This is a genomic window from Corynebacterium sp., assembly GCF_030532195.1.
In the GTDB taxonomy this organism is placed as follows: Bacteria; Actinomycetota; Actinomycetes; order Mycobacteriales; family Mycobacteriaceae; genus Corynebacterium.
On record NZ_JAUNLP010000005.1, the window covers coordinates 106853 to 120694 of the forward strand.

The 13842-nt window shown below is 60.3% G+C and carries 7 protein-coding genes; 4 read left to right on the forward strand and 3 right to left on the reverse strand.

Annotated features, from left to right (window positions below; all coding sequences use genetic code 11):
- Positions 1–394 precede the first annotated feature (394 nt).
- Positions 395–2455 (reverse strand): FAD-dependent oxidoreductase, encoded by a 2061-nt coding sequence (locus Q4E11_RS06920; protein WP_303164721.1) that lies wholly within the window; start codon positions 2453–2455, stop codon positions 395–397.
- 183 nt (positions 2456–2638) lie between these two features.
- Here Q4E11_RS06920 and Q4E11_RS06925 point away from each other — a divergent pair, with 183 nt between their 5' ends.
- Both Q4E11_RS06925 and Q4E11_RS06930 read left to right on the forward strand, forming a co-directional pair.
- Complete coding sequence (locus Q4E11_RS06925; protein WP_303164723.1) at positions 2639–3400, forward strand: SDR family oxidoreductase; 762 nt, start codon at positions 2639–2641, stop codon at positions 3398–3400.
- Between the two features lie 65 nt (positions 3401–3465).
- Positions 3466–4197 carry an SDR family oxidoreductase gene (locus Q4E11_RS06930; RefSeq protein WP_303164725.1) on the forward strand — a complete coding sequence of 244 codons (732 nt, stop codon included), beginning with the start codon at positions 3466–3468 and terminating at the stop codon, positions 4195–4197.
- A gap of 69 nt (positions 4198–4266) precedes the next feature.
- Here Q4E11_RS06930 and Q4E11_RS06935 read toward each other — a convergent pair whose 3' ends face one another.
- On the reverse strand, positions 4267–5964 hold the full coding sequence (locus tag Q4E11_RS06935) for an AMP-binding protein (protein ID WP_303164727.1): 1698 nt from the start codon (positions 5962–5964) through the stop codon (positions 4267–4269).
- A 558-nt stretch (positions 5965–6522) separates the two neighbouring features.
- Complete coding sequence (locus Q4E11_RS06940; protein WP_303164728.1) at positions 6523–7413, reverse strand: HNH endonuclease family protein; 891 nt, start codon at positions 7411–7413, stop codon at positions 6523–6525.
- A 267-nt stretch (positions 7414–7680) separates the two neighbouring features.
- On the opposite strand from Q4E11_RS06940, the gene gltB reads away from it, so the two are divergent.
- Both gltB and Q4E11_RS06950 read left to right on the forward strand, forming a co-directional pair.
- Positions 7681–12306 (forward strand): glutamate synthase large subunit, encoded by a 4626-nt coding sequence (gltB, locus tag Q4E11_RS06945; protein ID WP_303164730.1) that lies wholly within the window; start codon positions 7681–7683, stop codon positions 12304–12306.
- The gene (locus Q4E11_RS06950; RefSeq protein ID WP_303164731.1) at positions 12299–13840 is read left to right on the forward strand and encodes a glutamate synthase subunit beta; all 1542 of its coding nucleotides are present in this window, start codon (positions 12299–12301) and stop codon (positions 13838–13840) included. Before gltB ends, Q4E11_RS06950 begins: the two co-directional genes overlap by 8 nt.
- The last annotated feature ends 2 nt before the right edge of the window (positions 13841–13842 follow it).

Sequence of the window (13842 nt, forward strand, 5' to 3'; positions counted from 1 at the left end):
CTTGAGCTAGGGGAAGTACACATAACGTACTATCCGAGCCTCGACTGGAAAGTCGATAACATCTGTAACGTCGCATATGAGTTGACCTACTATGACGCTACTGGGAGCCGACAAGTAGTGAGTGAAGAACCGGGCGGTTGCCACCCAATCGCCGTGCCTTGGGGCCAGACCTTCAATATGGCTGGCGTTCAGACCCAGGACGGGAGCAAGACCTGCGGAAGAATTCAGCTAAAAGATGAAAATCAGTGGTCACCTTATACATGTGTCACTATGCATAAGTAAGGAGATTTACATGCTTTCGATAATCGCACTTATTGTCGGAATTATTTTCGCAAGTACCGTTATTGCGTTGCTGCGCTCTATGGACAAAAAGTTGGATGCGGTGCTGGAGCACCTACAGCGCTAGTGCGACCTCCACGGCCTGGCGGATGGCGCGCTTGGCATCCAGCTCAGCGGCAACATCAGCGCCACCGATGATGGTGACGTTGGAGTTGTCGCCGGTGACACTCTCGCGGTCTGCGCCGCCCAGGCAGTCCAGATTGGACTCCTGACCAGTACAGACAATGACGTTATCAACCGCGATGACCTGCGGCTTGTCCTCGATGGTGATGTGCAGGCCCTCGTCATCAATGCGCTTGTACGTCACGCCGGTGTATTTGTGCACACCGGCCTTTTTAATCTCCGCGCGGTGAACCCAACCGGTGGTCTTGCCCAGTCCCTTGCCGATTCGCGAGGTCTTGCGCTGCAGCAGGTGCACCTCGCGGTCAATCTCGAACTGTTCCGCAGTGCCGTTGATTGCACCCGGCTTGCCCAGGCCAGCACGTGCCTCGGCGGGGTCGGCGACACCCCAGGAATCCTTCCAGGCCTCGACGGTCTGATTCGGCTTGCGAGTGAGGAACTCACAGACGTCAATACCGATGCCACCAGCGCCGATGACGGCCACCTTCTTGCCGGCCTGCTTTGCCCCGGAGAGCAGCTCATCGTAGCGAATGACCTTTTCGTGGTCGATGCCGTCGATCTCAGGGATGCGCGGGGTAACGCCCGTGGCCACCACCACGTGATCGAATGTAGTCTTCAGCTCGTTGACGTCGGCACGCGTGCCCAGGTGAACTGGCACGTCGAGGACCTCCAGGCGGCGAGAGAAGTACTTCAGCGTCTCGGCGTAGTCCTCCTTGCCCGGAATCTTGGCAGCGAGGTTGAACTGGCCACCAATCTGGTCCGCGGCCTCGAAAACCTCCGGGCGGTGACCGCGCTCGGCGGCGGCCTCCGCGAAGGCGAGCCCCGCCACACCAGCGCCGATGACCGCGACGCGCTGGGCCTTATCCTTCGGCACGGGCACAGAGATCAGCTCAGTTTCGTAGGCCGCCTTCGGGTTGACCAGGCAGGTCGAGCGCTTGTTGGCAAACGTGTGGTCCAAGCAGGCCTGATTACAGGCAATACAGGTGTTGATCTGGTCGGCGCGACCGTCACCGGCCTTGATGGCGAAGTCCGGGTCAGCCAGCAGCGGGCGTGCCATGGAGATCAGGTCAGCGTTGCCATCGGCGAGGATCTTCTCCGCAACTTCGGGACGATTAATCCTGTTGGATGCGGTCACGGGGACGTCGACAAGCGAGCGGAGACGACCTGTCAGATTGGCGAATGCGGCGCGTGGCACGGACGTGACGATGGTCGGGATGCGTGCTTCGTGCCAGCCGATGCCGGTGTTGAAGACGTTGACGCCGGCTGCGACGAGACGCTGTGCGAGATCGGTGGTCTCGGACCATGTCTGACCGTCTTCGACCAGGTCAAGCAGGGAAATGCGGTACTGCAGGAGGAAGTCCTCGCCGACTTCCGCGCGGATGCGGCGCACGATTTCGATGGGCAGGCGCATGCGTGCCTCGGCACTGCCGCCCCAGTTATCCGAGCGGTGATTGGTGCGCTCGGCCAGGAACTGGTTGAGCAGGTAGCCCTCGGAACCCATGATCTCAATACCGTCATAACCAGCGCGTTTCGCTAGTTTGGCGGCGCGGACATAGGCGCGAATGGTGCGCTCGACGTCGAAACCGGTCAGGCGGTGAGCCTTGAACGGGCTGATCGGCGACTGACCGGTATCTGCGGAGCGCGCCAGCGGGCTGTAGCTGTAGCGACCGGCATGCAGGATCTGCAGCACGATGTGACTGCCGTGGGAATGCACGCGGTCAGTGACGCGGCGGTGATTGTCCGCCATGCGTGTCGACGCCATCATTGAACCGACCGGAGTGAGCCAACCTTCTACGTTGGGCGCATAACCGCCAGTGACAATGAGGCCCACGCCGCCTTCGGCGCGACGTCCCAGGTAGGCGGCCAGTTTTGGGATATCGCGGGTGCGATCTTCCAAGCCGGAGTGCATGGACCCCATGACGATACGATTGCGCAGGGTCAGCGGACCGACATCGAGGGGCGAGAGCAGATGCGGAAACTGTGGCTTGTCAGACATGTAACAAGTATCCCGGTTTTGGTGGCAATACATGCGCAAATTGGCAAAATTTCCAGCCAGTTCTAGGTAGGTTTCACGTGAAACTTCAGGTGTGAAGCATTTGTTGATTCTCGGCGGAGGAGTGCGGCATGTGACTACAGTCGTGGATATCAGTGCACGCACGTAGCAAGGAGTTGAGCCCTCATGACCTCTGAAACTTCCACAAGCGACAAAAAGGTTGCCGTCGTCACTGGCGCTTCCTCCGGTATCGGTGCCGCAACTGCCAAGCAGTTTGCCGAAGCTGGCTTCCGCGTTGTTCTCGGCGCACGCCGTGAGGACAGGCTCGAGGCTGTAGCGGAGGAAATTCGCGCAGCCGGTGGCGAGGCCACGGTCTACAAGGTCGATGTGACCTCGGACGATGATGTTGCAGCGCTGGCAGAGGCGGAGCCGCACGTGGACGTGCTGGTCAACAACGCCGGTGGCGCCTGGGGTATGGAGTCGGTGGAAGGTGCCATCGAGGAGAAGTGGCGCTGGATGTACGACGTCAACGTGCTGGGCACCCTGCGCGTTACTCGGGCACTGATGCCCGCGCTGAAATCCACTAGCGGCATTGTGCTCACCGTCGGCTCGATTGCGGGCCGCCAGGTCTACACCGGTGGTGCGGGCTACAACGCCGCCAAGCACGCCGAGCGCGCTCTGGTTGAGGTGCTGCGCCAGGAAGTCGCTGCTGATGGCGTGCGCGTCACCGAAATCGATCCGGGTCGCGTTCACACCGATTTCTCGCTCGTGCGTTTCGACGGCGACGAAGCCAAGGCAGCTGCTGTCTACGACGGAGTGGAGTCCCTGACCGCCGACGACATCGCTGACATCATCGTCTTTGCCGCCACCCGCCCACACCGCGTTAACATCGACTTTCTGCAGGTCACTCCAATCGACCAGGTTGGTGGAGCCAAGCCGAAGAAGTAGCTCGGCGCACACGCCGGGCAAAAACACTCATCCAAGCACAAAATCCGAATAAAGAGGAGCCGTACATGAGCATGGAAATTGCTGCCGATACCAAGATTGCCCTGGTCACAGGCGCAAGCCGCGGTATTGGACTGGCAGTGGCCAAGAATCTCTCCCGTGATCACCACGTCATTGTGGGCGCTACCAGTGCTGAATCTGCCGAGAAGGTGGCGTCGCAATTGCCGTCGGCAAGCGTATTCGTTGCGGACCTGGGCGATGCCGACGCGATGAACGCGGCAGTGACGGGACTTCTGGATGAGCTCGGTGAGCACGGGCTGGACGTGCTGGTGCACTCGGCGGGCGTGTACGTCGATGGCAATGTGGCGGATGTTTCACGTGCGGATTGGGCGCGCATTATGGACGTCAATGTCGTCGCCGTCGCCGATTTGACGCGTCAGCTGCTGCCGGCGCTGCGCAAGGCCTCCGGCACCCTGGTGACCATCAACTCGGGTTCCGGATTCCGCGCGTCAGCTGGAACTTCGCCGTATGCGGCATCGAAGTTTGCGCTGCGGGCCTTCACTGATGCGCTGCGTGAAGAGGAGCGCGGTGCCGTGCGTGTCAGCTCCGTGCACCCGGGGCGCGTCGATACGGATATGCAGGTTGATCTGCAGACGAATTGGCACCGCGATGAAGCCGATTGGCGTTACGACGGCTCGAAGTTTATGCGGCCGGAGTCGATTGCTGCGGCCGTTCGCCTGGCTGTCGATACCGGCCCTGATGCCAATGTGGATGAGATTCAGGTGCGGCCGCGAGTGTAAGTGCTTGAGATAGCAAAAAATGTGCCCACACGGCAGATGGCCGGTGGGCTCATTTTCTAATGCGCTTTTTTACTGAGCGTCCAGGTTCAGGCGCTCGTGCATTGCCTTGACCTCACGCGGAACAACCTTGCCGATGGCGTTGCGCGGCAGGGAGTCCACGAAGAAGACGCGGTCCGGCATGCAGTGCTCAGCCAGGTTCTCGCGGACGTACTCGCGCAGCATCTCACCGGTGAGGTTCTTGCCCGGCTCGCTGTCTTCGCGGACGACGTAAAGGTAGAGGTCAGCGAAGATTTCGTCGTTCTCATTGGTGCCGTGACAGTAGACATCGGCGATACCCGGCACTGGGCCGAGGATCTCCTCAATCTCGCGCGGGAAGATGTTCTCGCCGCCCTTGATCACCATGTCGTCGGAGCGACCGCAGACGTACAGGTAGCCGTCCTGGTCAATGCGGCCGAGGTCACCAATCTGGAACAGGCCGTCGACGGTGGTGAACTTGTCCTTCTTGTTCAGGTAGCCGATGAAGGAGAGCTCCTGCGCGGTGTGAATCATGCCGACCTCGCCTGGCTCGACCTCTTCGCCGTCGTCACCCAGGATGCGAACCTTGGCGCCAATAGCCGGGCGACCTGCGGATTCAGGGCGGGATGCGAGGTCCGGGCCGGATGCAATCGAGCACAGACCAGCCTCGGTGGAACCGTAGAAGTTGCAGATGACCGGGCCGAAGCGGTGGGTCAGTGCGGACACCAGCCAGCCTGGGATGGCGTTGCCCGAGGAGACGATGAAGCGGAACGGACCAATCTTGCGGTTCGGCTCCTCATCCAATGCGTCCTTAATCTGGCGCAGGAAGAAGGCGGCGGAAATCATGCCGTTTGCGCCGTACTTTTCGCACTGGTCGATGGCCTTCTTCGGGTCGAAGATGCGCATGGTGATAATGGTGGCGCCGGTGGCCAGACCAATCAGAACGTTTGCCCAGCCCCATGCGTGAAACATGGAAGCGGACTGGTGGATGACCATGTTGCGGCGCCACGGCACACGCTCGGCGATAGCACCGAGGGTTGCCGGAGTCTTCGGCTCGTTACGCAGAACGCCCTTCGGGATACCGGTGGTGCCGGAGGACATAATGATGATGCGGCCCTGCTCCGGCTTCGGCTTGAACTGAGTGGTCGACTTACGACCTTCCTCAATAAGGTCCTCCATGAACACGAAGTTCTTGGGCGCATTCTTGCGGGTCTCCGGGCTGGTCACAGAGGTAACGACGACGGTGACATCATCGATGTCCTCCGGCAGGTTGCCCAGGAACTCGTCATCGACGAACAGGAACTTGGTGTCGTTCTGGTCAATGATGCCGCGAATCTGGGTCGGGCCAGAACCAATGTTCATCAGCATAATTTCAGAGCCGATGAATGCCTTAATAGCCATTGGCAGGATGATGCCGCGACCGTTGCGTGCAATAACGCCGAAGCTGGACTTCTCGGTCATGCCGCGATCCATCATGGCGCGGGCAAGGGCCTGAGAGTTTTCCAGCAGCTGAGAGTAAGTCAGCTCGCCGTCATCGTCGACCAGGGCCAGGCGATCCGGGTAACGCAGAGCACCCATCGAAATCAGGCTGGCCACGGAGAACTTCAAGCGACGCAGGTAATCCAGCATTTGCGGGGCCTGCTTCGGAGTCATGTGCAGGGCACCGGTACGCAGCAGTGGCGCGACCGACTGGAAAATAGCCTTGACTTGGAGACCAAGTGGTACTTGTGGAGCCTTCATTTCAGCTGCCATGAGTGAGAATCCTCCGGGATGATGGACAATCAGATAAACGACGCTAGGCAACCGTTGTTACATCGTAAACATCAGTCACACTAGTGCGATTTTGCAACAACAGAACCTTAACAAACCCGCCGCAAATCAAGAAGTAGTTTTCATAAAGAAAACGCGCGGATACGCATTCATGCGCACCATGCTTGACGACGGCAGGCTCTGGATGTGTGCCCCAAAGGATACAGCGTTATCAAACGGTTATAAACCTGCCCCGAAGGGGCAATTATAACGAAATGATAACATCAGCGTAACGGAATCAACGTCTGATTTTGCATCGCTGTGGCTGCATAAGCGGGAACTTTGCTGATGCTTAGCCGATCTTAAATATATGAATTATTGGATAATCGCCCCCAGAAACTAGGGGAGAAAATTTCCCTGAAAAATTTCGCATTTCGCGCAGGTAATGGCGATAAATTGCTCGAATCGGGATGCGGCAAACGGTGCATTGGCATCGAGTTTGTCTGAAGGTGCCTCAAAATATTTGAATCGGGCGTTGCCCTAATTCAGGGTTACGACCGCCTAGTTCGCTAGTGGAAGTGCAGCTAGTGCTGCGTCGTCTTCAGGCCTGCAGGTATCGAGCCAACGATTGATGGCATCGTGCTCTGCCTGTGTGACCCACAGTTGGTACTTACGCTTGACGGCAACCTGCCGCGCCACATATTGGCAGCGGAACGGACTGTTGGACGGCAGCCATGTTGCCGCATCGCTGTCGCGCTTTTGCTGGTTGGCGGGGCCATCCACGGCCAAGAGGTTGAGCGGATCATTGGCGAAGTCCTGGCGAACTTCAGGTGGGAGCTGCTGAGCTCCCTTTTGCCAGGCATCGCTGAGGGCTACGACATGGTCAATCTGCACGGCCGAAGAGGTGTCTCGACCGCGCTGGAACTCAATGATGGCTCCGGTGTACGGGTCATTGAGCTGACCTGCGAGGACAACGCAATCGCGCGTGTTTGGCTTGTATGCCTTATTAATAAGGTCACGATTCAGAATATCGTTGCGAGTATCGCAGCCGTTATGTCCAAACTCCGTGGAGACATCGTCGCTCCAGCGCTGCCCGAACTGGTCGCGTGCATAGCCGGTCTTCGGGGCGCGTCCCTTGATCTCCAGTTCGTTCAATGCGCTGCGGGCGACGTCGACAAGCGCGGTCTGCGGCGGCTCGTCGGCGGCAGTGGGCGGCGCTGGCGGTGCTGGTGGTGCTGGCGCGTCAGGAGCGCCCGGCGTATCCGGCGTATCCGGTGTATCGGGTGTGTCCGGTGTGGTCGGCTGCTCGGGGGCGACCTGCGGCGTTGGCTGTGGCGGCTCAGTGTCGAAGAATGCGTCGGTCGCGTCCGGCGTGCAGCCGGTGATAAGTGCGAGCGAGCCGAGGGTGAGCACGAGGCCGCGAAGTGCGCGGAGTCTACGGGTGGCGAGCATGGAGACGATATAACCATATCGAATACATGTTCGTCTTTAGTGGGGGTAAAAGTTTGTAAAAAGTAGATGGGGGACAAAAGAGGTAGTGAAGCCCCAGTTTTGTCCATTTAGGTAGCTAGGTCTAGCTCCTTCGGGGGTAAATGGCGTCAATAAATACCTAGTTACGTATTGCGATACGCCTAGATGAAAGTGCATTGTTAAAACAGTTGGAAATATAGATAACCCGTGTCCCCCAATTGGCACAATGCACCTGTAAGGGGAAAAGCCATGACCCTGAATGAAACAACGACGACCACGCTGCCACGTGGCCACAAGCGGGAAGGTCTCTACAATCCTTCCCAGGAACACGACGCGTGCGGTGTTGCTTTTGTCGCGGACATTTACGGACGCCAGACCCACGACATCGTCGAAAAGGGTATTCAGGCGCTAGTCAACCTAGACCACCGCGGTGCGGCCGGTGCGGAGAAGAACACCGGCGACGGCGCCGGCATCCTGATTCAGGTGCCGGATGCGTACTACCGCGCCCAGCTGTCCCAAGAGGGCACTATCCTGCCGCCGGCAGGCACTTACGCCACCGGTATTGCCTTCCTACCGCAGCAGCGTATGGCCACCCTTGACGCCATCCGCGCTATCGAAGACATCTGTGCGGAAGAGGGCATTGAGATCCTGGCTTGGCGCGACGTGCCGATCAACGCTGCTGGTCTCGGCGAGATGGCACGCCAGGCAATGCCAGTGCTGCGCCAGATTTTTGTCACCGCCAAGAATCACGAAGGACGCCAGCTCAGTGGCATTGACTTGGACCGCAAGATGTTCTTCCTGCGCAAGCGCTGCGAGCGTGAGCTCGGTGACCAGGGTGCTGGCGAGGGCTCGGGCGGGGACACCGTCTACTTCCCGTCGCTGTCCAGCCGCACCATTGTGTACAAGGGCATGCTGACAACCCCGCAGCTGAAGGATTTCTACCTTGACCTACAGCAGAAGGAAGTCACTTCTGCGCTGGCCATCGTCCACTCCCGTTTCTCCACGAACACATTCCCGTCCTGGCCGCTGGCGCACCCGTACCGCTACGTCGCTCACAACGGTGAGATCAATACCGTGCGCGGCAACGAAAATTGGATGCGCGCTCGTGAATCCCTGATTCGCTCCGGAGCCCTGGGCAATATCGACCGCGCACTTCCGGTCTGTGACCCCAACGGTTCCGATACTGCGCGTTTCGACGAAGCCCTCGAGCTGCTGCATCTCGGTGGTCGCAGTCTCCCGCATGCGGTCATGATGATGGTTCCGCAGGCTTGGGAGCACGATGACACCCTGGACCCGAAGGTGCGAGCTTTTTATGAGTACCACGCGTGCCTCATGGAGCCGTGGGATGGCCCGGCGGCCATTTGCTTTACCGACGGTGAAGTCATCGGTGCCACCCTGGACCGCAATGGTCTGCGCCCAGGCCGCATCTGGGTCACCGACGAGGGCCTGGTTGTGATGGCCTCGGAGGCCGGTGTCCTGGATATTCCACCGGAGCAGATTGTGCAGCGCACTCGCGTGCAGCCGGGCCGGATGTTCCTGGTGGATATGAAGGCCGGTCGCATCATTGAAGATGAGGAGATCAAGTCCAAGCTGGCCGCCACGGGGCCGTATGAGCAGTGGGTCAGGGAGGGCCTGGTCGATATCGATGACCTGCCCCGCGAGCGCTATAAGTACATGCCGCACGTCCGCGCGGTCTTGCGTCAGCGCGTCTTCGGCATCACTGAAGAAGATGTGGATTTAATCATCCGCCCGATGGCACTGACAGGTGCCGAGGGGCTTGGCTCTATGGGCTCGGACACTCCGATTGCCGCACTGTCCAACCGTCCGCGGATGCTGTTCGACTTCTTCTCGCAGCGCTTTGCCCAGGTGACCAATCCGCCGCTGGACTCATTGCGTGAAAAGTCCATCACCAGCATGAACACGCTGCTGGGTGCAGAGAGCAACATCCTGGAGCCCACCGCTGATGCGGCACGTCGCATCCGGCTGTCGCACCCAATCCTGGATAACCATGACTTTGTCACGCTCTGCAAGGCCGGTAAGAACGAGGAATTCTCCGAGTTTCGCGCTGAGGTCATCTCAGGGTTGTACCCGGTGGCCCGCGGTGGCCGCGGCATGCGCAACGCCATTCGTCGTGTGCGCCGTGAGGTCTCTGAGGCCATCGACCGCGGTGCTCGATTGATTATTCTCTCCGACCGCGAGTCCAACGAGCGCTTCGCGCCGATTCCGTCTCTGCTGCTGACCTCTGCGGTGCATCACCATCTGGTGGAGGAGCGCACCCGTACCCGCGCCAGCCTCATTGTTGAGGCCGGTGACGCGCGCGAGGTCCACCATATGGCCATGCTGCTCGGCTTCGGTGCTGATGCCATTAACCCATACATGGCATTTGAAACCATCGATGAGCTGCGTATGAAGGACCAGCTCGGCGATCTCACGCTGGATGAGGCCTGCTCGAACTACTGTCACGCAGCCTCCAAGGGCGTGCTGAAGGTCATGTCCAAGATGGGTATTGCTTCCCTGCAGTCCTACCGCGGTGCACAGCTTGCCGACGCCGTCGGTCTGTCGCAGGAATTCTTGGATGAGTACTTCACCGGCGCGGTCTCCCCGCTGGAAGGCGTTGGCCTCGATGAGATTGCCGAGGACGTCGCCGCACGTCACCGCAGTGCATTCTTGCCTCGCCCGGAGGAGCAGGCACACCGTGAGCTCGATCTCGGCGGTGAGTACAAGTGGCGTCGCGAAGGCGAGTACCACCTGTTCAACCCGGAGACCATCTACACGCTGCAGCACGCCACCCGCACTGGTCAGTACGCCGTCTTCCGCGACTACACCAACAAGGTCGATGAGCAGACCAAGCAGCTGGCCACACTGCGCGGCATGTTGGAGTTCACCTCTGACCGCGAGCCCATCGATATCGATGAGGTCGAGCCGGTCTCTAGTATCGTCAAGCGTTTCTCCACCGGCGCGATGAGCTACGGCTCCATCTCCGCCGAGGCCCATGAGACGCTGGCGATTGCCATGAACCGCCTGGGAGGGATGTCCAACTCCGGTGAGGGCGGTGAGGATCCGGACCGCTTTGACATGGAGCCGAACGGTGATTGGAAGCGCTCTGCCATCAAGCAGGTCGCCTCTGGCCGCTTCGGTGTGACCAGCCATTACCTGTCCAACTGCACCGATATTCAAATCAAGATGGCGCAGGGTGCCAAGCCAGGTGAGGGCGGTCAGCTGCCGCCGAACAAGGTCTACCCGTGGATTGCCGAGGTGCGCATCACAACCCCTGGCGTGGGACTGATTTCCCCGCCACCGCACCACGACATCTACTCCATCGAGGACCTGGCGCAGCTCATCTACGACCTGAAGAACGCCAACCCGCGCGCTCGCATTCACGTCAAGCTCGTCTCTGAGCTCGGCGTGGGTACCGTCGCCGCTGGTGTCTCGAAGGCGCATGCCGACGTCGTCCTCATCTCCGGCCACGACGGTGGTACCGGTGCCTCCCCGCTGACCAGCCTCAAGCACGCAGGTGGGCCATGGGAGCTGGGACTGGCGGAGACGCAGCAGACGCTGATGCTCAACGGTTTGCGTGACCGAATCCGCGTGCAGTGCGATGGTCAGCTGAAGACCGGCCGCGATGTCATGATCGCTATGCTGCTCGGCGCTGAAGAATTCGGTTTTGCCACCGCACCGCTGGTGGTCGAGGGCTGCGTCATGATGCGCGTCTGCCATCTGGACACCTGCCCAGTTGGTGTCGCCACCCAGAACCCGAAGCTGCGGGAGAAGTTCACCGGCCGTGCCGAGCATGTGGTCAACTTCTTCACCTTCATCGCGCAACAGGTCCGCGAATACCTCGCTGAGCTGGGTTTCCGCACCATTGATGAGGCGGTCGGTCACGTTGAGTGCCTGACTCCGCGCAAGGATTTGAGTAACCTTCCGCGCGTCGCAAAGCTGAACCTGGATCGCATCCTTCATGTTGCTGAGAGCCCCTTCTTTGAGAATCAGGACTCCTACTGCACCAAGGAGCAGGATCATGGTTTGGCAGGTGCGTTGGATGAGCGTCTCATCGCGGAGGCGCAGCCGGCGCTGACCACGGCGCGCTCCAACGGTCTGGCGCCGACGCCGGTGTCGCTGCACCACGCGATTGGGAATGTGAATCGTTCGGTGGGCACGCGCCTGGGGTATGAGGTCACCAAAGTCGCAGGTCAGCAGGGGCTTGCCGACGATTCCATCGTCGTCAACCTGCTCGGTTCTGCCGGTAACTCGCTGGGTGCATTCCTGCCGGGTGGCGTGACCATCAAGCTGGAGGGCGATGCCAACGACTTTGTCGGCAAGGGCCTGTGTGGCGGCAAGATTGTGATGCGACCGTCGCGTTCGGCTCCGCCTACTGCCAACCTGGCCACCGACACGATTGCCGGCAATGTCATTGGTTTCGGTGCCACCAGCGGTGAGATTTATGTCCGCGGTACCGTCGGCGAGCGCTTCTGCGTTCGAAACTCCGGTGCCACGGCCGTTGTTGAGGGCATTGGTAACCACGGTTGTGAGTACATGACCGGTGGCCGCGTCGTGGTTGCTGGCCCGGTCGGTCACAACTTCGGTGCCGGTATGAGTGGTGGTATCGCCTACCTGCTGGATTCGGAGACCACGCGCGCAAATATCAACCCGGAGCTGGTTGACATTGTGCCGCTGGAGGACGAGGACATCGCCTGGCTGGAGGCCACGATGTCGAAGCACCGCAAGCTGACTGGTTCGCAGAGCCGTTTCCCGGCGGCCCAGTTCATCAAGATCATGCCGCGTGACTACGCCCGCATCCTCGATGTGGTCGCCCGCGCACAGGAAAACAACACGGATGTCAACGAGTCGATCATGGAGGCAGTAACCAATGGCTGATCCCAAGGGGTTCATGAAGTACCCACGCAAAGAGCCTGCTCACCGTCCGGTTCCGCTGCGTCTGATGGACTGGAAAGAGGTCTATGAGGAGGCCAGCCAGGAGCACCTGCAGCAGCAGGCCACACGCTGCATGGACTGCGGCGTGCCGTTCTGCCACGCGGCCTGCCCGCTGGGCAATATCATTCCGGAGTGGAATGATCTGGTGCGCCAAAACCGCTGGCACGAGGCCTTCGAGCGTCTGCACGCCACCAACAGCTTCCCGGAGTGGACGGGCCGCCTGTGCCCGGCACCGTGTGAGGGCGGCTGCGTGCTCGGCATCAACGATGATGCCGTGACTATTAAGAACATCGAGCTGGCCATCGTTGAACGCGGCTTCGAAGAGGGCTGGGTGCAGCCGATTGTTCCGACCTTCGATACCGGTCAGCACATTGCAGTTGTCGGTTCCGGTCCGGCAGGACTGGCCGCAGCCCAGCAGCTGACCCGCGCCGGGCATGATATCACGGTCTTCGAGCGCGATGACAAAATCGGCGGTCTGATGCGCTACGGCGTGCCGGATTACAAGATGGAGCAGCGCTTCCTCGACCGTCGCTTAGAGCAGATGGAAATCGAGGGCACCGAGTTCCGCACCAATATCTCGCCGACTGCCGCGGACCTCGCCGAGTACGATGCCGTTGTGCTGGCCACAGGAGCGTCGCTCGCCCGCGATCTGCCCGTCGACGGCCGCGATCTGAACGGCATCTACCAGGCCATGGAGTACCTGCCGGGCGCCAACCGCGTTGCCGCAGGTGAGCTCGACACGTCGCTCATCGATGCCAAGGGCAAGAAGGTCGTGGTCATCGGTGGTGGCGACACCGGTATCGACTGCTTTGGTACCGCACTTCGCCAGGGTGCCGCTTCTGTCACGCAGTTCGACATTCGTCCGCGCGCACCGAAGTCGCGTGCGGCTTCGACTCCGTGGCCGATGTATCCGCTGGTCTGGCGCGTGGCGACCGCTCACGAAGAGGGCGAGTACACCATCACCGGTTCCGAGCCACCGGAGGTCACCGAGGCGCTGGGACTGAACGCCCGCGTCACCGGTGAGACCCTGGGCAAGCGCGTGTTCAACGTCAACACCGTCTCCTTCCACGGCGAGGGCGGCCACGTCACCGGTCTTTCCGCCAACGAAGTTGAGGTTATCGACGGCAAGCGCGTGCCCATGGAGGACACCGATTTCGAACTCGATGCCGATCTTGTTCTCATCGCGCTGGGCTTCTCCGGGCCGGAGCGCGGTGGGCTGCCGCACGAGCTGGGGGTTCAGTTCAACGATCGCGGAGTGATGATGCGTGACGACGACTACCTCGCCGTGCGCAACGACATCGAGCAGAACTTCGACGGTCCGGTGTTCGTAGCCGGCGACAACGGCCGCGGTGCCAGCCTGATCGTGTGGGCAATCGCCGAAGGACGCGCCTGCGCCGAGGCCGTTGATCAGTACCTCATGGGTGAGTCCAACCTGCCGCGCGCAGTGGAACCGACCGACGCTCCGATTAAGTTGTAGCC

Coding starts and splice junctions, on each gene's coding strand:
- Q4E11_RS06920 (WP_303164721.1), bottom strand. CDS start 2,455: ATGTCTGACAAGCCACAGTTTCCGCATCTGCTCTCGCCCCTCGATGTC.
- Q4E11_RS06925 (WP_303164723.1), top strand. CDS start 2,639: ATGACCTCTGAAACTTCCACAAGCGACAAAAAGGTTGCCGTCGTCACT.
- Q4E11_RS06930 (WP_303164725.1), top strand. CDS start 3,466: ATGAGCATGGAAATTGCTGCCGATACCAAGATTGCCCTGGTCACAGGC.
- Q4E11_RS06935 (WP_303164727.1), bottom strand. CDS start 5,964: ATGGCAGCTGAAATGAAGGCTCCACAAGTACCACTTGGTCTCCAAGTC.
- Q4E11_RS06940 (WP_303164728.1), bottom strand. CDS start 7,413: ATGCTCGCCACCCGTAGACTCCGCGCACTTCGCGGCCTCGTGCTCACC.
- gltB (WP_303164730.1), top strand. CDS start 7,681: ATGACCCTGAATGAAACAACGACGACCACGCTGCCACGTGGCCACAAG.
- Q4E11_RS06950 (WP_303164731.1), top strand. CDS start 12,299: ATGGCTGATCCCAAGGGGTTCATGAAGTACCCACGCAAAGAGCCTGCT.